General features: G+C 57.6%; 18 protein-coding genes. 10 read left to right on the top strand and 8 right to left on the bottom strand.

The genetic code is table 11. The annotated features are described in order from the left end of the window. Nucleotides 1–524: 524 nt before the first annotated feature. From B9Z49_RS19830 to B9Z49_RS19820, 3 genes are all read left to right on the top strand, one after another. Complete coding sequence (locus B9Z49_RS19830; protein WP_108355166.1) at nucleotides 525–1,610, top strand: mannonate dehydratase; 1,086 nt, start codon at nucleotides 525–527, stop codon at nucleotides 1,608–1,610. A 62-nt stretch (nucleotides 1,611–1,672) separates the two neighbouring features. After that, nucleotides 1,673–3,403: an L-arabinonate dehydratase gene (gene araD, locus B9Z49_RS19825; RefSeq protein ID WP_108355165.1), complete on the top strand. Its 1,731-nt coding sequence runs from the start codon at nucleotides 1,673–1,675 to the stop codon at nucleotides 3,401–3,403. Between the two features lie 122 nt (nucleotides 3,404–3,525). Then, on the top strand, nucleotides 3,526–4,497 hold the full coding sequence (locus B9Z49_RS19820; RefSeq protein ID WP_108355164.1) for a tripartite tricarboxylate transporter substrate binding protein: 972 nt from the start codon (nucleotides 3,526–3,528) through the stop codon (nucleotides 4,495–4,497). A gap of 27 nt (nucleotides 4,498–4,524) precedes the next feature. On the opposite strand, the gene B9Z49_RS19815 is transcribed toward B9Z49_RS19820, so the two are convergent. The 3 genes from B9Z49_RS19815 to B9Z49_RS19805 all read right to left on the bottom strand — a co-directional run bounded on the left by B9Z49_RS19815 (nucleotide 4,525) and on the right by B9Z49_RS19805 (nucleotide 6,289). Further along, nucleotides 4,525–4,893 (bottom strand): hypothetical protein, encoded by a 369-nt coding sequence (locus B9Z49_RS19815; RefSeq protein ID WP_233254730.1) that lies wholly within the window; start codon nucleotides 4,891–4,893, stop codon nucleotides 4,525–4,527. A gap of 107 nt (nucleotides 4,894–5,000) precedes the next feature. After that, complete coding sequence (locus B9Z49_RS19810; RefSeq protein WP_108355163.1) at nucleotides 5,001–5,450, bottom strand: nuclear transport factor 2 family protein; 450 nt, start codon at nucleotides 5,448–5,450, stop codon at nucleotides 5,001–5,003. Between the two features lie 20 nt (nucleotides 5,451–5,470). Next, nucleotides 5,471–6,289 (bottom strand): ribonuclease activity regulator RraA, encoded by an 819-nt coding sequence (locus B9Z49_RS19805; protein WP_108355162.1) that lies wholly within the window; start codon nucleotides 6,287–6,289, stop codon nucleotides 5,471–5,473. A 161-nt stretch (nucleotides 6,290–6,450) separates the two neighbouring features. On the opposite strand from B9Z49_RS19805, the gene B9Z49_RS19800 reads away from it, so the two are divergent. Continuing rightward, on the top strand, nucleotides 6,451–8,019 hold the full coding sequence (locus B9Z49_RS19800; RefSeq protein WP_108355161.1) for an IclR family transcriptional regulator C-terminal domain-containing protein: 1,569 nt from the start codon (nucleotides 6,451–6,453) through the stop codon (nucleotides 8,017–8,019). Nucleotides 8,020–8,353: 334 nt separating this feature from the next. On the opposite strand, the gene B9Z49_RS19795 is transcribed toward B9Z49_RS19800, so the two are convergent. Both B9Z49_RS19795 and vapB read right to left on the bottom strand, forming a co-directional pair. Beyond that, entirely contained in the window at nucleotides 8,354–8,764 is a 411-nt protein-coding gene (locus B9Z49_RS19795) for a type II toxin-antitoxin system VapC family toxin (protein WP_108355160.1), read from the bottom strand. Further along, entirely contained in the window at nucleotides 8,764–8,997 is a 234-nt protein-coding gene (gene vapB, locus B9Z49_RS19790) for a type II toxin-antitoxin system VapB family antitoxin (protein WP_108355159.1), read from the bottom strand. Before vapB ends, B9Z49_RS19795 begins: the two co-directional genes overlap by 1 nt. A gap of 628 nt (nucleotides 8,998–9,625) precedes the next feature. Between vapB and B9Z49_RS19785 the strand changes: the two genes are divergently transcribed. Further along, nucleotides 9,626–10,954: an IS200/IS605 family accessory protein TnpB-related protein gene (locus B9Z49_RS19785; protein ID WP_108355158.1), complete on the top strand. Its 1,329-nt coding sequence runs from the start codon at nucleotides 9,626–9,628 to the stop codon at nucleotides 10,952–10,954. Between the two features lie 97 nt (nucleotides 10,955–11,051). Here B9Z49_RS19785 and tnpA read toward each other — a convergent pair whose 3' ends face one another. Next, nucleotides 11,052–11,465 carry an IS200/IS605 family transposase gene (gene tnpA / locus B9Z49_RS19780; RefSeq protein WP_108355157.1) on the bottom strand — a complete coding sequence of 138 codons (414 nt, stop codon included), beginning with the start codon at nucleotides 11,463–11,465 and terminating at the stop codon, nucleotides 11,052–11,054. 24 nt (nucleotides 11,466–11,489) lie between these two features. On the opposite strand from tnpA, the gene B9Z49_RS19775 reads away from it, so the two are divergent. From B9Z49_RS19775 to B9Z49_RS22590, 3 genes are all read left to right on the top strand, one after another. Beyond that, the gene (locus tag B9Z49_RS19775) at nucleotides 11,490–13,079 is read left to right on the top strand and encodes an RNA-guided endonuclease TnpB family protein (protein ID WP_158273556.1); all 1,590 of its coding nucleotides are present in this window, start codon (nucleotides 11,490–11,492) and stop codon (nucleotides 13,077–13,079) included. Between the two features lie 484 nt (nucleotides 13,080–13,563). Continuing rightward, nucleotides 13,564–13,845: a hypothetical protein gene (locus B9Z49_RS19770; protein WP_108355155.1), complete on the top strand. Its 282-nt coding sequence runs from the start codon at nucleotides 13,564–13,566 to the stop codon at nucleotides 13,843–13,845. Continuing rightward, nucleotides 13,845–15,638: a FimV family protein gene (locus tag B9Z49_RS22590; RefSeq protein ID WP_108355154.1), complete on the top strand. Its 1,794-nt coding sequence runs from the start codon at nucleotides 13,845–13,847 to the stop codon at nucleotides 15,636–15,638. The genes B9Z49_RS19770 and B9Z49_RS22590 overlap by 1 nt, the downstream gene beginning before the upstream one ends. An 83-nt stretch (nucleotides 15,639–15,721) precedes the next feature. On the opposite strand, the gene B9Z49_RS19760 is transcribed toward B9Z49_RS22590, so the two are convergent. Together B9Z49_RS19760 and B9Z49_RS19755 are read right to left on the bottom strand one after the other, a co-directional pair. Then, entirely contained in the window at nucleotides 15,722–16,060 is a 339-nt protein-coding gene (locus B9Z49_RS19760; RefSeq protein WP_146188571.1) for a 5-fold beta-flower protein, read from the bottom strand. Nucleotides 16,061–16,108: 48 nt separating this feature from the next. Next, nucleotides 16,109–17,194, bottom strand: a complete 1,086-nt coding sequence (locus B9Z49_RS19755; RefSeq protein WP_158273554.1) for a LacI family DNA-binding transcriptional regulator — start codon at nucleotides 17,192–17,194, stop codon at nucleotides 16,109–16,111. 267 nt (nucleotides 17,195–17,461) lie between these two features. On the opposite strand from B9Z49_RS19755, the gene B9Z49_RS19750 reads away from it, so the two are divergent. Then, the gene (locus tag B9Z49_RS19750; protein ID WP_108355169.1) at nucleotides 17,462–19,153 is read left to right on the top strand and encodes a thiamine pyrophosphate-binding protein; all 1,692 of its coding nucleotides are present in this window, start codon (nucleotides 17,462–17,464) and stop codon (nucleotides 19,151–19,153) included. A 10-nt stretch (nucleotides 19,154–19,163) separates the two neighbouring features. Then, nucleotides 19,164–19,883, top strand: a complete 720-nt coding sequence (locus tag B9Z49_RS19745; protein WP_108355151.1) for an SDR family NAD(P)-dependent oxidoreductase — start codon at nucleotides 19,164–19,166, stop codon at nucleotides 19,881–19,883. The last annotated feature ends 34 nt before the right edge of the window (nucleotides 19,884–19,917 follow it).

Here is a 19,917-nt window from a genome sequence, read left to right as displayed (position 1 = left end):
ATGAGATCCGCCGAGCATGCCCCAAGTCCGGAAAACGATTCAAATCGTGGACAAGGAAAAAGTCAGATTTATTTAAATAAATCATGGGGTTACGTTAAGTCTGATGGCAAACGTTGGGACACTAGTGATGTTGAGACATCTTCTTGTACCGAGAGTTTTCAGAACCTCTGTGCTAAAGGCTCCGGAATTAGAACCTGCTAGGTTGCGCCACTGTGCCCTTTCGACCCAATGCGAACGGTCGCGGCGCTGCCTTGGGCGGCGGTAATGCAGCGATTGCGGTCATCGATTGTCGCAAGCGGAGCTGCAGCTGTCGGCCAAAGGGGGAAAGTCCGGACATCAGTCATTCCTTGGCTATACCGACCAATTACCGTCACTCGTTGAAAGTCGGCAGCATTGCCCATTTAGCATGAGGTTTGTCCCGAACCGTGGGACACAGCAAGCTACTCTTGCCCACCACTGGCAATAAGACTTCCGATTGAATCAGTCGGCGTCCAGAATCAGGCCTTGAACTTCAAGGACCCCCGATGTACATCAGCGAACAGCTCCTCAATCCGGATGAACGCCGCCTGCGCCTGAGCGCGCAACTGGGTGTGCAAAGCGTGGTGCTTGACAACCGAGGCACTGATTTGGTGTCTGCTTCGGGTGGCGTCTGTAGTTGGGATGCCACCAAGCTCGAGGAATACCGCAAATGGGTGGAAGGGTTCGACCTCAAGGTGGATGTGTTCGCCTTAGACGTCGGCTCCATCTTGCTGGACTCGATCACCGATCTGGAGAGTGCGAAGAAGCAGCGCCAGATGCTCACCGAAAACATCCAGAAAGCAGCCGATGCCGGCCTGGACTGTCTTAAGTACAACGTCCAGATGGTGGGAATTACCCGGACCGGGCTCAAGCCTGGCAGGGGTGGTGTGCAGAACTCGAGCTTTGTCCATGCAGAATATTCGTCCGAAGACGATGCCAAGCACTCGTATTGGGGCATTGGCTATCCCACCAACCAGCAAGAAGGTGGCTCACAGGCAGCTGTGCTATGTGGCCAAAAGATGGCCCGCGAAGTCCCCCCGGTCACCGTCCAGGCCGGTTGGGATGCAATCGAGTTTCTGGTGGAGGGCATGGTGCCTGCCGCCGACAAGGCCGGCGTGCGTCTGGCCTGTCACCCGCACGATCCAGCTTACCCTATCGGCGGCCTTAACGGCATCGAGCACGTCGTCGGCTCCGCCGATGGTCTGCGCAAATTCCTGAGCTTGTCGCCCAGCAAAAACCATGGACTCAATTTCTGCCAGGGCACCGTGGCCGAGATGTTTAAGGAACCGGCCAAACACATGATCCCGCTGATCGAGGAAATCGCCTCGACCGGCCGGATCTTCATGGTCCACTTCCGCAACATCCGCGGGGGTTACCTGGACTTTCAGGAAGTCTTTCCCGACGAAGGCGATGTCGATATGTTCCAAGCCATTCTGGCCTACCAACGTGGTGGCTACCGGGGTCCGCTGTGCCCTGACCATGTGCCGGTGTCCGAGATCGACCCCAACCGCGAACGCTTCATGTCGTTTTCACTGGGCTACACGCGAGGCTTGCTGCAAGCGGCCGGTGTCTGGACAACATCTGGGCACTGAAGACAAGATTCCCCACAACGCATGCCGGCCCACGCCGGCATGCTGCATTCAGGAGACACGCCATGGGCAAGCTCGAAAAACTCCGCAGCCAGCGCTGGCTGGCCAAAAACGACTTCAGAAGCTTCAATCACCAGTCGCGGGTAATGCAGATGGGCTACGACCCCAAGGATTGGGAGGGCAAGCCAGTGATTGCCATCTTCAACAACTGGTCCGACTACAACCCCTGCCACATGCACTTCAAACACCGGGTGGAAGAAGTCAAACGCGGGGTACTACAGGCTGGCGGCTTTCCGCTCGAACTGCCCACGGTCTCACTCGGCGAGAACCTGATCAAGCCCTCGGCCCTGCTGTATCGAAACATGCTGGCTATGGAAGTGGAGGAAATGATCCGTGCCTACCCCGTCGATGGCGTGGTGCTAATGGGCGGCTGCGACAAGACCACGCCCGCCATGTTGCTGGGGGCCACCAGCGCCGACCTGCCTGCAATCTTTTTGCCGGCAGGCCCCATGTTGCGCGGCAACTCGCGCGGCCAGACGCTGGGTTCCGGATCGGATGCCTTCAAATACTGGGATGAGCACCGTGCCGGCACCATCACCGAAGTACATTGGCAAGGCATCATCGGCGGCATTGCGCGTAGCAGTGGCACCTGCATGACCATGGGTACCGCCAGCACCATGACGTCGATTGCTGAAGCGCTGGGCATGACATTGCCGGGCGCTTCGTCCATCCCCGCGGTAGATGCTAGCCACCAGCGGATGGCAACCCAGGTAGGCCGCCGTATCGTGGACATGGTGCGCGAAGACCTTCGCCCCTCGGCCATCCAGACGCATGAAGCCTTTCTGAATGCCATCATTGTGGCCATGGCACTGGGCTGCTCCACCAATGCCATCATCCATGTGATCGCCCAGGCGCGACGTGCTGGCCATGCGATTGGCCTTGAAGACTTTGACCGCATTAGCCGACAGGTGCAGGTGCTGGCCAACATCAGGCCCAACGGCGACAGCCAGTACCTGATGGAAGACTTCTATTACGCAGGTGGTTTGCCTGCACTGATGCAGCGCCTGCTGCACCACTTGTCGCTGACTCAGATGACCGTGACGGGCCGAACCCTGGGTGAGAACATCGCTGGCGCGCAAGTTTGGAACGAAGACGTGATCCGTCCGCTGGATAAACCCGTCTATGCCGAAGGTTCGCTGGCCGTGCTGCGCGGCAATCTGGCGCCCGATGGTTGTGTCATCAAGCCTTCGGCCATGAGCCAGGAGTTCCTGCAGCACACCGGCCCGGCTGTGGTTTTCGACGACTACCCGACCCTGAAGGCCTTTCTGGACGACGAAAACGCAGACGTCACGCGTGACCATGTGCTCCTGCTGCGCAATGCCGGCCCCAAAGGTGGCCCGGGCATGCCCGAGTGGGGCATGATCCCATTGCCGCAAAAACTGCTCAAGCAAGGCCTGCGCGACATGGTCCGCATCAGCGATGCGCGCATGAGCGGCACCAGCTATGGCGCCTGCGTGCTACATGTGGCCCCCGAATCTTTTGTGGGGGGCAACCTGGCTCTGGTATGTACCGGCGACCTGATCACCATCGACATTCCGGCGCGGCGCATCCACATGGCTGTTAGCGACGAAGAACTGTCCAGGCGTCGCGCCGAATGGGTGGCCCCTGCGCCACGTTTCGATCGCGGCTACGGCCATATGTTCCAGCAACACATCCTGCAGGCTGACCAGGGCTGCGACATGGATTTCCTTCAAACACAGTTCGGTGAAACCGCTGGCGAACCTGACATTTTCTGAACCTGCTCCCTCGTCTCACCTAGTGGGACAGTTTGCAAGAAATCAGTATTTTTCCTGACTTGGGATAACCCTTTCAGTTCCACAAAATCAAGCCATTAACATTTCTTTTTAAAGGCCCCACCATGATTCGTCGCCATCTTCTTCTCATGGTCAGCTTTTGCGCTGCTCTTCTACCTCTTCAAGCAACGGCTCAGACCGATTACCCCAACAAGCCCCTCAAACTGATAGTTCCCTTTCCGGTCGGCGGCACCAGCGATGTCATGGGGCGCCTGATCGCTGATGAACTTGGGAAAGCACTCAAACAACCCGTGGTTGTGGAGAACATCGGCGGCGCAGGCGGCGCCATCGGCTCCGAGCGCGCGGCCAAATCGGCTCCTGACGGTTACACCTTGGTGTTGACCGGCGTGGGCTCCAATGCGGTGAACCACGGCCTTAACCCCAAGCTGGGCTACGACTCCAACAAGGACTTTCACCACCTCACGCAAATCATGTCCGGCCCCAATGTGCTGGTGGTCCACCCCAACGAGCCCTTCAAAACCATGAAGGAGCTGATCGCCTACGCCAAGGCCAATCCGGGCAAGCTCAATTACGGTTACACCCCCGCAGCCTCGGGCCACATGGCCATGGAGCAACTCAAGCAATCCGCTAACATGTTTATGGTGGGTATCCCTTACCGTGGTGGTGCCCCCATGATGACGGACTTGCTGGGCGGCCAAATTCCGATGACCTTCATCAACCAGGATGCGGCCCTGCCTCATGTGAAATCCGGCAAGCTGCGCGCTCTGGCCGTGACCAGCGCCGAGCGCAACCCGCTCTACCCAGATACACCCACCATTGCCGAGTCTGGCGTGCCCGGTTTCTCGGCCATCTCCTGGGTGGGTCTATCTGCCCCCAAGGGCACGCCCAAACCCGTGCTTGAAAAACTTGAATCCGCTGCAGTCAGCGCCATGCAATCGACTGCCGTCAAGGCCAAGCTCGAATCCCAAGGCTTCGTCATTCCGACTCTTGGCTCTGCGGCCTACACCAAGTTCGTCGCGTCTGAAATCGAACGCTGGACCAATGTGATCAAAACCGCCGGCATCAAGGTGGACTGAGGCTCCTTCAACTGCTGTTGCGCTGGATCAAACTGAAACCCAAGTCGACCACCGGGGCAGATTCTTCTTGCCGCAGTAGGAGCTGCAGCAGCATTTGCCCAGCACCGCTAAGGCAAACGGGAAGTTGGAGGCGGAAGACATGGCCACTGGCCCCACCGGCACGCGCACACGCACCAGCGCAGGGTGCCCTGCAGGCAGCGCACCAGCCACGGCAGGGTCTTCGGTGAAGGCAAATGCGGCACCCTGCTCCACCTGTGTGGCAAAGCCACGCAACTGCAAGGTAGTGCGGTCGAGTTCTCCGTTCAGGCGTGCAGCCCCCAGGTGGGTTTCTTCATCGGCCAAAGCCACCAGGCGTTCGCGTTGGCCCTCCAGCGCATCTGCCAGAGCACGAAGCAAGCTGGCGCGTTCGGCGACGCGGATGCGCCCTATGTGGCAAAGGCTGCCTGCGCGGCCCGCACGGCGGCATCCACATGGGTCGCCGTGCTGTCAGTGAATGCGCTCATTTACTCGCTCTTCATGTGGTAGCCGCGACCGAGGTAATCAAAGTCATACAGCTCGTTGATCGTCACGTTCTTGTCTGCCGGGGCGGCGTAGTAGGCACGGATCTCGGCGATCTTTCCGGTCTCGGGGTCAAAGCGGTACCACTCGTCACCGCGCAAGGCTGTGCCGCTCTTGTTCTTCCAGTGCGTCCATTCGATGACAGCTTCGGGACTGTCGTGGCTGACCAGGATTTTTTCAATGGTCCACTGCGAGCCCAGGGTCTCGACGCACCAGATCCATTTTTTGGCGATGGTGTCAGCGCTGCGCCAGGGGATCTCAGGCAGGCCGGGCGGAAAGTAGTGCACGGCGTCGGGCGTGAAGCAGTCCATCAGCGCTTGGTAGTCGGCGTCGTTGCAAGCCTTGAAGTAACGACGGATCAGGGCAGCGTGCTCGGCGGGAGTGAGTTTGCTCATGGTCTTGTCCTCTTGAATGTTCAGGTGGCGGCAGGGCCTTGGGGGGCGATGGCCGGGCGACCCGCTTCGCACCAGGCACGGAAGTCATCGCGTGTCTTATCGCTGGGGGGGTACAGGCCCCACAGCGGTTCACCCGCACGCACACGCAGTGCCAGATACGCCTCGATGTCGTCGCGCTTCTCACACAGATCGGCCATCTCTTCGGCCATGGCCGCAGGAATCACGGTGATGTTCTCGCCATCGCCGTGAATCACGTCACCGGGGTAAACCGCCACGCCCGCGCAACCAATAGGCACCTGCAGATCAGCCACATGGTGATAGGCCAGACGGGTGGTATTGGTCACACCGGTGCACCAGATCGGGAAGTCCATGTTGGAAAGTTCGATGCCATCGCGGAAGGTGCCATCGGTCACCACGCCACGGGCCCCGCGCATCATCATGCGGGTGATCAGCATATTGCCCATCGACGCTGCACGTCCGTCCTGGTTGCTGTCGATGACCAATACATGGCCAGGCTCGATCTGTTCGACCCCGACCCACTGGAGGTTTTCTGCATTGGGCGAAGTGGTGAGGTTGCCGTACTTGTCGATGTCTTCACGTGCGGGGATAAAGCGCATGGTGAATGCACGCCCTGCGAAGGGTTTGTGCGATTTGTTGAGCTGCGTTACCCCGTGCAATACGGGTTGCTTGATGCCCTTGATGTAGAGCTGGGTGGTCAGCGAGCCGCTGGTGCACTTGGCCAAACGATCCAACACGGCGTCCGACACAGGGGGTAACGCCGGCAGACGGGGGATTTGTTTCTCCGACAACGGGGCGGGCTTGTTGAAGTACTGGGTCATGGAGAGTATCCTGAGTCTCAATATGTGGGAATTCGCAGGCCAACGGCAATTTGCGATGCGCCTTGCCGCAATCCTAGTGTGAACATTCCCTTCAGCCAACCATCACAATCCAGCTTCAGCCCAAAGACAAAGCGTCATTTCCAACCAGTGGGAAAAACCAGGTGAAACAAGCTCTAACCGGCGAAGGCACAGGCTCTCTCGAAAAAGCACTCGATGTGTTGGACCTCGTGGGAAATGCCCCAGCAGGTCTGAGCCAGAACGACATCAGCGAGCAGCTGGCATTGCCCCGCACCACCGTTTACCGCTTACTGGCCACATTGGTCTCACGCGGATTTTTAAGGCGTGACCCCATGCGCAAGATGTATTGCTTGGGCTTTCGCTGCTTCGAAATGGCCAGACAGGCTCATGCCATGCCCGATCTGGTAGCAGCTGCAGCTACTGAACTTAGAGCCTTGCGGGACTTGACTGGGGAAACAACATACCTGGCTACGCTGGAAGGCGTCGAGGTCATCTCCTTAGAACGCTTCGATGGCGCTCACAGCCAGCGCTCATCGGCTTCGCTGGGCCAGCGCAAACCACTGTTCTGCACCAGCCAGGGCAAGGCCATTCTGAGCGCGATGCCCTCTAAAGAGCGCGACGCCCTTGTGCGTGACATCACGCTCAAGCCATTCACGCCCTATACACACACTGACCGCCGCAGACTACAGGCTGATCTCAAGATCATCGCCGCGCGCGGCTGGTCCATGGATGACGAGGAAATTGTGCTTGGCGTGCGCTGCGTGGGTGCGCCAGTCATTGATCCAGAAGGGACGGTGCGAGGTGCCATCAGCGTGGCAGGCCCTGCCTGGCGAATCACGCGCAAACGTGCCGAATTGCTTGGCCCCGAAGTAGCTGAAGCGGCTAGGCGCATCGGCGCACAGCTTGGCAAACCATCTTCCATGGTGAGCGATCCCGAAACCACTGCCATCGAGGGTCCTTGGGCTTTTCAGGGGGGATTGGCGCGCTGGTGCCCATCGTCTAAGCGCCTGTACTGGGCCGATCTGCTGGCCCCGGCGCTCAGGTATTTCGATGGCACGCAAGACAAGCTGCTGCTCAATGTCGAGGCCCCCATCATTGGTCTGGGTTTCCGTGACGGTGATCTGGTGCTAGCGCATGAGGCAGGCGTCCTACGAGTCACCCCGGAAGGATTGTGTGCGCCTGTAAGCAATTGGCCTAACGAACAACTGCAGGCCATTTGCAATGCCCCCGATGGCAAACTTTGGGCAGCCATGGCCTACAGCAAAGGCGGCAGCGTAGTAGGTGAAATCAAATCTGGCGGACTCTTCGATCCATACTGGAACATTGATGAACCTTTGCAGGCTTTATGTTGGGCCCCATCGGGTGCATTTCTCTGTGCCACTGCGCCTGATTCAGGAAATCTCCTGATGCTGGTAATAGGCTCATCCAACGTACGGCGACTGGCAAGTCTGCCTAAAGGTTCGGGGCGAGTGTCAGGACTTGCAGTGGATGAACAAGGTGGCGCTTGGACCGCTCTTCGCGATGGCTGGAGCGTGGTGCGTGTGGCCCCTGATGGCAACCTGGATCGGGTAGTTGGCTTGCCGGTACCTTGCCCTACCGATGTGGCGTTGGTTGAAGGGATGCTCTACATCACAACGGCCCGTCAACCTGTACCACTTGATTATTTGGAGAAAGCACCTCTTTCTGGTCGACTACTATCCGTTAGTGTGTGACCACAGTTCAGATTTTGGGAAAGCTAAAAATTAAAAAACCCTTAGGTTCATCAGATGGAATTGCTTTCCCAGCATCGGTCATGAACGTATTGATGACTTATGTCCGCTATTGGCCAGGGCCCAATTCCACGAATGACGGCTTCGCCGAATCACCTAAGACCGCAATGGGTCGGTTACTGCCGGTGACTTGTCGCTTAGCACCGACCGCTTCCAGCCTAAAGCTGTCGGCGTCATGTGACTTCAAAGGGCATTTGCAGGCCCGCCGAAACTATCGCGGCAAACTTGGTGTACCAGTCGAAGCGCCTTTTACGGCTGATGCACGACAACTCATCAATCACTGGGCTGTTTGAACCCAGTTCTCGACTTCCAGCGCAGGCACCCGCACGAACTCCCCCATGTTGTTCGTCACCAGCACCAGGCCTTCGCTGCGAGCGTGCGCTGCAATGTGCATGTCGTTCACACCGATAGGCTGACCGAGTTTTTCCAAGGCGGCGCGAATGGCTCCGTAATGCTGCGCTGCCTTGGGGCCATAGGGCAAAACTTGTAGGCGGCTGCAAAAATCTTCGACAACGGCCAAGTTCTCGCTCACGCGGCTGCTTTTTTCCGCACCGTGCAAGAGTTCGGCGAGGGTGATGGAGGAAATGGCCATGCGGCTGGCGTTGGCGTTGAAAGTGGCCAGCACCTCGACAGGCCGCCGCTTCAACACGTAGATGACGATGTTGGTGTCCAACAGGTAACGCAGCATCAGAGCGCCTCCCGCTCCGGCTGGTGCTGGGTAGCGCGCTCGGGCAGGAAATCGTCGCTCACTGTGGGGCCACCCAAAAAGAAGCTGTCCCAGCTTTGGCCTATGGGGGAGATGATGCGCTCGTGACCTTTGACGCGTATCTCTACCTTTTGGACACCCTCGGGTAGACGCACGTCCAAAGGCAGGCGAACGGCCTGTGTACGGTTGTTGACGAAAACTGTACCGATGGACATGGTGACCTCCCGAGGAAATGTATATAGCCATTGTATATGGCATTTTACCCGGTGATCAATTGTGCGATTTACAAAGATCTTGGCTCCGCCACAGCATACGCTTTAAAACTCCACCGGAGCGCCAAGCATCCACCGTGAATCGGATCGCAATGCAAGCACCTTTTCAAGGCCTCGCTAGATTAGCTTGTCTTGATTTGCGTACTCAGCGCTGGGTCGAATTGAACCCACCAGACTTCACAGCGCTTCATTGGCCATGTCCTTGGCCCTTGCGTTGGTCCATTCCATCGCCTGGAGTCAGCGGTGCTGTTCGTACTTGAATGTGCTCTTAGCTTCAGTCTTCAAGGCCTACAGAGGAACGTGAGAAAAATAGGTTTATCGAATGGGGCAAATGAACCCGGCTGCGCGAACCACGCCTGCAAGGCGATGCCAGGGAAGGCCCAATCACGGGGGCGTTCGCGCAAGTAAAAGGCCACTAGGCGGTTATTCCTAGCGGCCTTTGAATTTGCATATGGTGGTGGGGCTTTTAACAGCTTGAAAAAATCTATCCAAACCTGATCATTTCTGCGTAAAGCTACTCGTTCAAATATTTCATTTGAAATCTTTGGTGGTAACTGGTAAAATATACAGTATGCAAAGCGGCGCCACATTCTCCTACCAAACCCGGCCTCAACTCGATGCCGGGCAGGAGGCCGCGCTCACTGCTTACGCCGCCCTTTATGGCCGGGTGGAACGCTCTCTGTTTGCGGCCATGCAAACCAAGGCGTCAATGAACGACCTGAAGCGCCAGTTCTTGCTCAAATACGGGATCACGGCGCGTCAGTTCAACGCCATCCGCGTGGGCCTGGAAGGCAAGATCGACAGCATCAAGGCCCGCAGGCCTGAGCTCATCGGTGAGCTGCAGTCGCGCATCAAGAAGGCTCAAAAAACGATCCAGAAGATTCAAGAGCGCCTCGAAACCTTGCGTAAACCAGAAGCAGCCTTCAAAAAAGGCAAGACGGTCAAAACACTGAGCCCTGAAGATCGCGCGCTAGCGATAAGCAAGGCTGCCTTCAAGCTCCATCAGAAAAAGCGCCGCCTGCACATCTTGCAGACGAAACTCGCAGCCATGCAAACCGATCAAAAGGATGGCCACGTGCGGCTGTGCTTTGGCTCCAAAAAGCTGTTTCATTCACAGTTCGATTTAGAGGCAAACGGCTATGCGGATAAATCCGCATGGAAGGCCGACTGGCAAGCCGAGCGCAACAGCCAGGTCTTTATCCTTGGCAGCCAAGACGAAACCGCTGGGAACCAATCATGTCCTGCCGTTGTCGCGGCCGACGGCACGCTCACGCTCGACTTGCGCATGCCCAATGCCTGCGAGGCCGATCACGGCAAGCGTGTGCAAATCGCCGGGGTGCGGTTTGCCTACGGACACGACAAAATTGTCGCAGCCCTGGCGAGCAGCCAGCGCATTGCGGCCAAGACCAAAAAAGGCGCAGACACCATCAAGCGCATCGGCTCGGCGCTGTCGTACCGGTTTGTGCGCGATGCCAAAGGCTGGCGCATCTTTGTCAGCTGCAGCGTGCCGGCCGCCGCCCTAAGCACTCGCCAAGACCTGGGCGCGATTGGCGTAGACATCAATGCCAACCACTTGGCTGTTAGCATCTTGGACCGCTTTGGCAATGCGGCCAAGCACCTGCGCATCGACACCCACACCTACGGCAAATCATCGGATCAGGCTAAGGCCATCATCGGTGATGCGGCCGTGAAGATTGTGGCCATGGCCGCTACCAGCGGCAAACCGGTTGTGGTGGAGAATCTGAACTTTGCCAAAAAGAAAGCAGAGCTTGAAGGCGCCCGCCGGGCCATGGCGCGCATGCTGAGCTCGTTCGCCTGCAACCAGGTGATCGCCAGCATCAAGGCGGCTGCGTTTCGCGCTGGCGTTCAAGTCATTGAAGTGAACCCCGCCTACCGGTAGTCGCGCCCAGTGCTCCTTCCAATTGCGTTGGCCAGCAAGTGCTGGCCTGGAGGTCGGAGACCGGCGCATTTGGTGGGAGGTGAAGGGCGCTTTGTTTTTAATGAGGAGTTTTTTGTTGTTGAATGTATTTTTTTATCACTGCTAAAGGCGCGCCGCCACAGCTTACAACAAAGTAACTCCGGCTCCAAAGTATTGGTTTTAAAAAGAATTTTTGAAGATGCTCATGATGATTTTTTCTTAACAATCTGGCGCTTGAGGTTTTTAAAATATTAATCAAGGTGGAAATTGATGTTTTGGGTGGCAGCTCAAAAAGTAAGTGAATGTGGTCTTCTTCAGCGTTAAATTCAAGCAGGGCGCCTTCCTTTAGCTCTAGTTGCTTTTTACATATGGCTTTTAGGTCAATAAGCATCTCGTTGGTTAGGCACTTTTTCCGATATTTTGTAACAAGAACCAAGTGATACTGCAGTGAAAACGTGCAGTGCGAAAGTACTTTAAATTGTTGCGTTGTCATGATTTTTAGAGTATAATGTCATTCATGGCAATCAAGCAACCAATCTTAAAACCTAGCCTTCTTGGATATCAATATCCAGAAGGCGGCCGCCTTTGCGGCTCTGGTTTTTTGTCGGTCGGTGTTTTGTGCGATTTCATGCGCGAGTCGCTGATTTACCCGAAGCATCCTGCCATTAATTTAACGCTTGCTGCAGGTGAGCCGCAAGACTTGCAGCGCAAAGTCAGCTTTCGCCTTTATCCCAATGCAAGCGAACTGCTCGCATTAAATAAAACAGCGACTGCCCATTGCAAGATTTACAACACACTTCTGGAAACGTCCAGGTTGCGCTACAAGGCAGGCCTGCCAGCCTATACACGCACCACAGTGTGTGAAGCTGTCAAAGCCATTCGCAATGCGCATCCCTGGATTGAGGCGAGCACCACAGCTCAGTCGGCGCAAGTGACTGGGCAGCGGCTGGTTTTGGCGTTCAAGAACTTCTTTGACCGCGTCGCCAAAGGCCAGACGCCTGGCTATCCACGGTTCAAAAGTTACAAAAAATACCCCGGATGGGGTTACAAAACATATGGCGACGGCTGGAGTTTGCTGAGCCAAAAAAGCAAAACAAACGCCGCTGGGCGCACAAAGTACGGCTACGGCGCGGTGCGCCTTACCGACATCGGCAACATCTCCATTCGGGGCGCCGCTCGCTTTTTAGGCATCCCGAAGACAGCCGAAATTATGCGCAAAGGCGACAAGTGGTATCTGAGCGTCACGGTCAATGTGACGCAGCAAGCCATTGGCCGAGTTGGCGGCAATGAATCCATGGCTTTTGATTGGGGTCTTGCAACGCTGCTGACCCAGGTTGTTGGCGACCCAATGACAGGCGCCATCAAAGAGGTCGACAACCCCAGGTGGTTGAAAAACCAAATAGGCGCAATCGCCCAGGTTCAGAAAACCATCTCCAAGCTGGAGACGGCTGCGAAGGCTAAATCAGGCAAAGACAAACACTTTCCAGTTTGCCATCAACTCAAGCTGGCCTATGCCCGCAGACGCTCGATTTATGGCAGAGTGGCCCGCCAGCGCGGGGATTTTTATCACCAATTGACAGCTAAATTGGTCGGTCAATATGGCTTGATCGTCACAGAAGAGTTGGCGATCAAAAACATGACAAAAGCGCCCAAAGCAAAACCGGAGCTGGACGCACAAGGCAATGAAACAGGCGCTTTTTTACCGAATGGAGCGGCGGCGAAGGCTGGCTTAAATCGTTCCATTCTTGATGCAGCCCCGGCGGGGCTGCTGGCAAAACTTCAGTACAAAGCGTTGGAAGCTGGTACTAAGTTTTTATTTGTTCCCACCCGCAAAGTCAAGCCAACGCAGCGTTGCCACCAATGTGGCGGCACAACAAAGCTGACGATGGATGACCGCCAATGGACTTGTTCCTGCGGCGTTGAGCACGAGCGTGATGAAAATGCAGCCAGGACGATGCTCAGGTACGCATTTGAAGGCGCCTGGTGGGAAAGTAAAGATTCAACCGGTTCCGATAAGGAATCGGTTGGGTATGGTCAGGAACTGACCGGTAGCCGCAAGGCTACTAGAAACTCCATCGAAGTCGGCTCGCCGATTTGGGTGGAGTAGTTCATCGGTCGGACGCAGCAAAAGAAGCGCCCGCACCTTTGACCCCAGCAATGCGGTCACTGTGTGCCCACCGGCAGTCCATGGTGAGATCCCGTGGAGCGAGTCAGCAAAACTGTTCGGCTGACGACTTTCCTAAAGACGTACCGTACTGATCAGATTTGGTCAGGTGCGAGTAGATTTAGGTAGGTTTATAGGAACGGCGTAACCACTGCGCAAACAGCCTCAGAGTAGCCCCTGCGGGCCTCATCTAGTTCCTGCGAACAATCCCCAATTCAGCGCCGCACCCAATGGTAAGGCCTCCATTGAATGCCTCCATTTCTACAGAATTGTGGACGGCGGTTCAAATCTGTAAAACACTATTGAAACAGCGACCACAGACTTCAATTTTCCATTCAGTCCTGCTTGCCGGGCGGACCCCCCACCTTGTTGACAACACCCCGCCCTTCTGATATCTTTAAGATATCTAACTTCAAAGGAGCTGGAAATGAAAGCTGCAGCAGCCCAGATCGCCTTCCGCTATCGCCCGAAAGACAGCGCAACTGGCGTGACCCGCACAACGACCAAACGTCTGGCTGATGTATTGGGTGTTGACGAAACACAAGTGATTCACCTGGCACTGCATGAACTGGCCACCAAGTTCCTGCCTCAATACGAGGCAGATGAGGGAGCTTTGACCAAAGCCCAACTCAATCAGGTTAAAAAATCAGCCCCCAAGGCCAAAGGCGGCACTGTCCGCAGCAGTCTGTTTGAATTGGAAAACGCCTGATGCGCTGGTGGCCGGAACCCACGGCTGGCGAGATCGTCTGGTGCCATTTCCCTGACAACATTCACCCCAAACCAAAGCCACGCCCCGGCCTCATTGTTTCGACCAAGGAAGACGACGAAGGCATGATTTTCGTGAGCGTGGCGTATGGAACCAGCCAAAAGACGGACCGTCTCTACAGCGGGGAATTCAGAATCGCAAAGAGCGAGCAATCTAGTGCATATACCAGTGCCGGTTTGAGCTACGACACCAAATTCGACCTGAGAAACGTTCTTGAGCTCCCTTTCAACGACGCCTACTTCTCGGTCCCACCGCATGCGCCATACGGCCAAAACCCAAAACTCGGAACTCTGCATCCGAGCATGGTCCGGATTGCCGCCACCGCTTTTGCGGCAGCAAGTAGCCAAAAAACAAGCAGTCTTTTGATCGCGCCTCTGGGAGCGTTGTTTTTTTCAGCATGCCTTGTGCCTGCAGTGGCTTTGGCTCAGCCTGGCGCTTTGGGTCCGGCCAGTGTTGAGGTCAACGCTCAGAAGGTTCCGGTTTACCGCTGGTCCCCAGTTGACAATGCGCAGGCGCCCAGCACGAATCCAGGGCCGAGTGAGGCTGGCTACACGGCGCCCACATCAAATCTGAAGACTTCTTCCGTTCAATTCGCCCCCCAATCCATGGGTCGGCCAGCTTTGAAGGCGGACAAAACTGTCGGAAAAACTGTCCAAGTTAAGCCTGGCGACACGACATCACGGCTGGCCCTGCAGTTTTTGGATCCCAGCGTCTCTTTGGACCAAATGATGCTGGCCATGCTCAAGGCCAACCCCGATGCGTTCATCCAAGGCAATGTGAACCTGGTCAAGGCGGGCGCTGTGTTGCGCATTCCTGAGGCCCAAGAGGCCGCTCAAATACCTCGTGAGCAAGCGCGTCAAACCGTCATCGCCCAATCGATGGCGTTCGCCCAATACGCCGCGCGCTTGGCCGAGTCGACTTCCACCGTGGGCAACGAAAACAGCCGGGCCATGTCGGGCAACTTGGCGCCTGAAGGCGTCAAGCCCGAAGCGCCAGACGCCCAGCAAGACAAGCTCACTTTGTCCAAGCCGAGTGCGCAGGCGTCTGCTGCAGAAGAAAAAATAGCCCGCTCGCGAGAAATCAAAGACGCCTCCGCGCAAACGGCTGCCTTGAGCAAAAACTTAAAGGATCTGGAGGCCTTGGCCCAGCAAAATCCTTCCGCGTCCAGCAGCTCCACAACAGACTCTGCACCCTCCCCTTCGGCTGCAGAACCAGCGGCTGGTGTGGGCACTGCCGGCACGGCCTGGGGCGAAGGCCTCAAAGGCCTGGTTGGCAACAAACAGCTTTGGGCTTGGGCCGCCGCTTTCCTGGCCGTTTTGTTCTTGGTTGCTTTGGCGATGAGAAAGACCGCATCAAAACCTGATCCGGTTTTTGCGCCCTCCTATGACGATGCGCAAAGTCCTGTTGTTGGTTCAGTCGCCGCGGCGGTCGTTGAGCCGGGGCAGGTGCAAGTACAAATCCCAGAGCAAATGCGCTCCATTGACCTGAGCCTGAGCCCGGAAGCTGCCGACACCTTTGTCCCTGTTCAGACGACAAACCCAGCTCCTCAACCAACACAGGGTGCCACCGAGCAAAGCAAGCTCAGCCTTGCCATCCAGCTGATGGCCAATGGCGAAAAGGACTTGGCCCGTTCTTTGTTGCTGTCCCTCATGGCTTCAAGCAACGAGGACACCAGAAGCCGCGCCATCCAAATGCTTGGCGAAATTCGGACAAGCTTTGACCGTGTTGCACGATAACCCCGTGCGCTTGGCGATCTCGCTGTTGGAGAGTTGTTCGCGCAACTTCATGCGCCTGACCTTGCCTATCATTTCCATGGTGATCACCTTCTTGCTCTCCTGCTGAATATTTCAGCAGGCCAGTTGAACACCCTGGTCAATTTTGAGTCGGCACTCCTAGGTTTAGAGGGGATGCGGCCCAACAGGCGGCCGCTGGAGTCGCGCACATCCTGCCCTTCAAACCGGCCGAGTAGCGAGCCGCTGGCGTTGCGGATGTCGGAACCATCAAGGCGCAGGTAGAGGCGGCCGCTGGCGTCGCGCACCTCGTCGCCATTTAGGCAGTACAACAGGTTGCCACTTGAGTTGCGCACTTCGTTGCCGTATATCCGGCCGATGAGCGAGCCGCTGGAGTTGCGCACGTCCTGCGCTTGTAGTGAAGCCACGTCAGTAATCGCCACTGGTCCTTGCGGAAACTGCAATCCGGATGCGATTTAAAGTCTCTTCACGGGGCCTTTTGTGCGCGATGTTTTCGGCACCAGGGCAGGCACCGGCCCCGTGCTGTCGCGGACAATCAGTTCAACGGGCAGCAGCGCCGGGGGCTGTGGCATCTGACCGGAGAGGCGTTCAATCAGGTAGCGCGCGGCCACTTCCCCCATTGCCCGGATCGGGACCCGAACAGTTGTCAGCGGCGGGTGCAGGTAGGGAGCGAAGTCGTTGTCATTGAAGCTGGCAACAGACACTCTCTCAGGGACCGCGATGCCTGCCCGGTCCAAGGCCGACAGGGCCCCCGCAGCCAAATAGTCGTTGCCGCAGACCACTGCAGTCACCGGCGAGCGGCGCTGCAGGATTTGCTGCATAGCCTCGAAACCCTCGGCAAACCCGTAATTGGTTTCCACCAGCGCGTCGGCCTGCAAGGTCAAACCGCGACGTGCGACGGCCTCCAGCAAACCGCCAAAACGCAGACGCGCACGTTCATTGTCAAGAGTACGCCCGCCAATGAAACCGATCTGACGGTGCCCCTGATCAGCCAGGTTATCGATGACGAGTGCCGCCGCCGCACCTTCATCAAAGCCAACACAGACGCCCTGGTCACTTTGCTTGGCCCACATCATCACGAACGGAATGTGGTGTGAATTCAGCTGCGAGAAGATCGACGGGGACTGATCCGCTCCGAGCAGCGCTACGGCATCGACGCCGCGTTCGATCAAGGAACGAAGGATCGAGGGATCCTGAGCGCGCGCGTGATCCGGGGCCGACAGCAGCAAGGTGTAGCCCTCGGCTGCCAACGCGGTTTCCAGCGCCTGCACCAATGTAGGAAACGAAGAACCGCCAAAACGCGGGACCAAGGCACCCACCGTCCGGGTCTTGCGCATCGCCAATGCGCGTGCGGCACCGTTGGCCACATAGCCCAATCTCTCGGCGGATGCCAGCACCCGCGAACGCGTGGCCTCACTGATCATCTCCGGGCGGGTCAGCGCACGCGACACCGTGCCCGTAGAGACGCCAGCCAAAGCCGCCACATCGGCCAGCGATGTGGGGCCGAGGGCTCTGGGTGCACCACTCATTCGAGCGGACACGGGCTGCGGGGGCGGCGATTGGCGAGTCATCACGGGGGTGGAGTATTGCAATCGCTTGCATTATGAAGGATCTCTATGAGCGTGTGTCGACTCCAATAAACGGCTTAGTGCGATGACCCGATTCAAATAAATTATTTTTTATACAAGGGTTTTCCCCAGCCCGTTCTAACCACCGGACCGCTTGACGCAAGTTAAATGCTTGATTAGAGTTTCATGCAAACGCTTGCACTGACGACAAAATTTAACTTGTGCACAGGAGATTTCCCTTTGACGACCACCAAAAAGGCCCTTGTCCAGACCCTGCTCGAATGCGGCGCGACCCATGCCTTTACCCTCCCCGGGCTGGGCATCACCTGGATGCTCGACGAGTTTTATGAGGTACGCGACCGCTTCCGTGTGGTGCTCACCCGAAGCGAGCAAATCGCCTCCGTGATGGCACAGACCTACGGAAAGCTCAGCGGTCGCCCCGGCGTCTTTATGGGACAGGGGCCATTTGCCAGCACCACCGGCGCGTTCGGGATCCTTGAGGCCCAGTTCGCCGGCTCACCCATGGTCGTTCTGACCGACACCTCTTGCTACGACGGCTTCGGCATGTACGGCGTCTACCAGACCATGACAGGCGATTACGGTGCTGCCGATGTCCGCAACGTGCTCAGCACCATGACCAAGTACTGCGGCTATGCCACCGAGCCGCACGAGGCTGTCTACGGGCTGCAGCTCGCTTTCAAGCACGCCCAACTGCCACGCATGGGCCCAGCGGCACTGGTCATGAAGTCACCGATCATCCGCCGTGAAATGCCGGACAACCCGAGGGTCAAGCTCTACCCATCAGAGGGCTTTTTGCGGCACACGCCTGCGCGGCCGGATGCAGGTGCTGTCGAGTCCCTGGCAGCAATGATCGCCGGTGCACGCTGTCCGGTGGTGATTGCGGGCCAAGGCACGCAGACCGAATCCACACGCGTACAACTCGCTGAAGTGGCCCAGCGCGCCGGCATTGCCGTTGCCACCAGCTACAACGGCAAGGGTGTCGTCGACGAGACCTCCCCAGTGGCGGTAGGCATGCTCGGCACCTGGGGCAGCAAGAGCGCCAACCGCATGCTCAGTCAGGCTGACGTGGTCATCGTGCTGGGATCCAGCCTGGGTCCCGACTATTTGCGTTTCCGCGATGAGGGGATGCTGGACCCGACCCGCCAGCGCATTGCCCATGTCGATGTGGATGCCCGCCATGCCGGCTGGGTCATGCCGGTGGAGCTTGCCATCACCGGCGATGTCGGCGATGTGCTCGAAATGTTGAAGCCGCAGCCGCTTGGCGAGGCGCAGTGTGGGGCACGGCTTGAGGCCATTGCTGCCAACAATGCAGCACATGGATTTGGTGTCCTCCCGGGCGTGGTGGCCGCAGATGGCACATTGCATTACGCCGACCTGATCCGCGTACTTGACCACGTCTTGACACCGAAGGACATGCTGGTGCTTGACGCGGGCAACAACCGCATCTGGGTGACCAGCATGCTGCGTCTGCGCACACCAGGCCAATTGGTCGCACCCGGTGGCATTGGTGGCATGGGATGGGGGCTGCCGGCAGCAGCGGCCACCAAGCTGGTGTATCCAGAGCGCAATTCAATCTGCCTGATTGGCGACGGTGGCGCGGCCATGACGCTGAGCACGCTGGCCACCTGTGTCCAGGAGAAGCTTCCAATCACCGTGATCGTGGCCAACAACCAGGGCTTGGGCATGGTGCGCGACAACATGAAGGGCAAACGCATCGCCGTCGACTTCTCGCCAATGGACTTTGCCATGCTGGCACAAGGCATGGGCTGCCAAGGGATTCGGGTCAACCGTGCCGATGCCCTGGGTGATGCCATCGTGGCCGCCCGTGAGGCAGGCCGCCAAGGCATCACGACCGTGATTGACGTGGCTATTGATCCGGCAGCCAGTCACGTACCTGTCTCCGATTACTGAAAGCCGGTCCATGCACCCGATTGCCATCGTCACTGGCGGTTCCAGCAACATCGGCTGGGCCTGCGTGCGACGCCTTGCTGCAGAACATGCCGTGGTCATCGCAGACTTACGGCCACCCGTCAATCCCTTGCCTGCTGGCGCGAAGTTCGTGCAGATCGATGTGACCGATGCTGCGGCTTGCCAGCAGTTGATGGCCGACGCGACGGGAGAATTCGGCTTGGACATATTGGTGCACTCGGCAGCCATCACCGCGCCGACACGCCCGATTGAGCAGATTCCCGCTGATGAATGGCGGCGCCTGATCGATGTCAACCTGACCGGGGCCTTCCTGATCGCGCAGGCCGCCATTCCAGCCTTGCGGCTTGCGCGTGGCAAGGTGGCGATGATTGCCTCGCGCGCCGGTCGCACCGGTTACGCCGCGCTCAACGCATCGCCGTCCGGCACAAAAGCGCACTACGCGGCATCGAAGGCCGCGCTGCTGTCCTTGGTCAAATCGCTGGCCATCGAACTTGCACCCGATGGCGTGCGCGTCAATGCCATCGTGCCTGGATCTATCGAAGGCAACATGATTCCACAAGAGCGCTGGCCCGAACTGGCCGCCCGCATCCCCCTTGGTCGACTGGGCACACCCGACGAAATTGCCGACGCGGTGCGTTACCTGTGTTCCGACGAGGCGCGTTACATCACAGGTCATGCCATGGATGTCAACGGCGGCACATGGATGAGTTGACTTTTTCGGTTCACCAACCGCCCGCATGCTACCG

It is taken from the genome of Limnohabitans sp. 2KL-51, from assembly GCF_003063645.1.
Lineage (GTDB): Bacteria > Pseudomonadota > Gammaproteobacteria > Burkholderiales > Burkholderiaceae_C > Limnohabitans_A.
This window is presented reverse-complemented; position numbering and strand designations above follow the sequence as displayed.

Bases quoted from the DNA above. Each gene is read 5' to 3' on its own strand.
- B9Z49_RS19830 (WP_108355166.1), top strand. From the start codon at position 525: ATGTACATCAGCGAACAGCTCCTCAATCCGGATGAACGCCGCCTGCGC.
- araD (WP_108355165.1), top strand. From the start codon at position 1,673: ATGGGCAAGCTCGAAAAACTCCGCAGCCAGCGCTGGCTGGCCAAAAAC.
- B9Z49_RS19820 (WP_108355164.1), top strand. From the start codon at position 3,526: ATGATTCGTCGCCATCTTCTTCTCATGGTCAGCTTTTGCGCTGCTCTT.
- B9Z49_RS19810 (WP_108355163.1), bottom strand. From the start codon at position 5,450: ATGAGCAAACTCACTCCCGCCGAGCACGCTGCCCTGATCCGTCGTTAC.
- B9Z49_RS19805 (WP_108355162.1), bottom strand. From the start codon at position 6,289: ATGACCCAGTACTTCAACAAGCCCGCCCCGTTGTCGGAGAAACAAATC.
- B9Z49_RS19795 (WP_108355160.1), bottom strand. From the start codon at position 8,764: ATGCTGCGTTACCTGTTGGACACCAACATCGTCATCTACGTGTTGAAG.
- vapB (WP_108355159.1), bottom strand. From the start codon at position 8,997: ATGTCCATCGGTACAGTTTTCGTCAACAACCGTACACAGGCCGTTCGC.
- B9Z49_RS19785 (WP_108355158.1), top strand. From the start codon at position 9,626: ATGCAAAGCGGCGCCACATTCTCCTACCAAACCCGGCCTCAACTCGAT.
- tnpA (WP_108355157.1), bottom strand. From the start codon at position 11,465: ATGACAACGCAACAATTTAAAGTACTTTCGCACTGCACGTTTTCACTG.
- B9Z49_RS19775 (WP_158273556.1), top strand. From the start codon at position 11,490: ATGGCAATCAAGCAACCAATCTTAAAACCTAGCCTTCTTGGATATCAA.
- B9Z49_RS19770 (WP_108355155.1), top strand. From the start codon at position 13,564: ATGAAAGCTGCAGCAGCCCAGATCGCCTTCCGCTATCGCCCGAAAGAC.
- B9Z49_RS22590 (WP_108355154.1), top strand. From the start codon at position 13,845: ATGCGCTGGTGGCCGGAACCCACGGCTGGCGAGATCGTCTGGTGCCAT.
- B9Z49_RS19745 (WP_108355151.1), top strand. From the start codon at position 19,164: ATGCACCCGATTGCCATCGTCACTGGCGGTTCCAGCAACATCGGCTGG.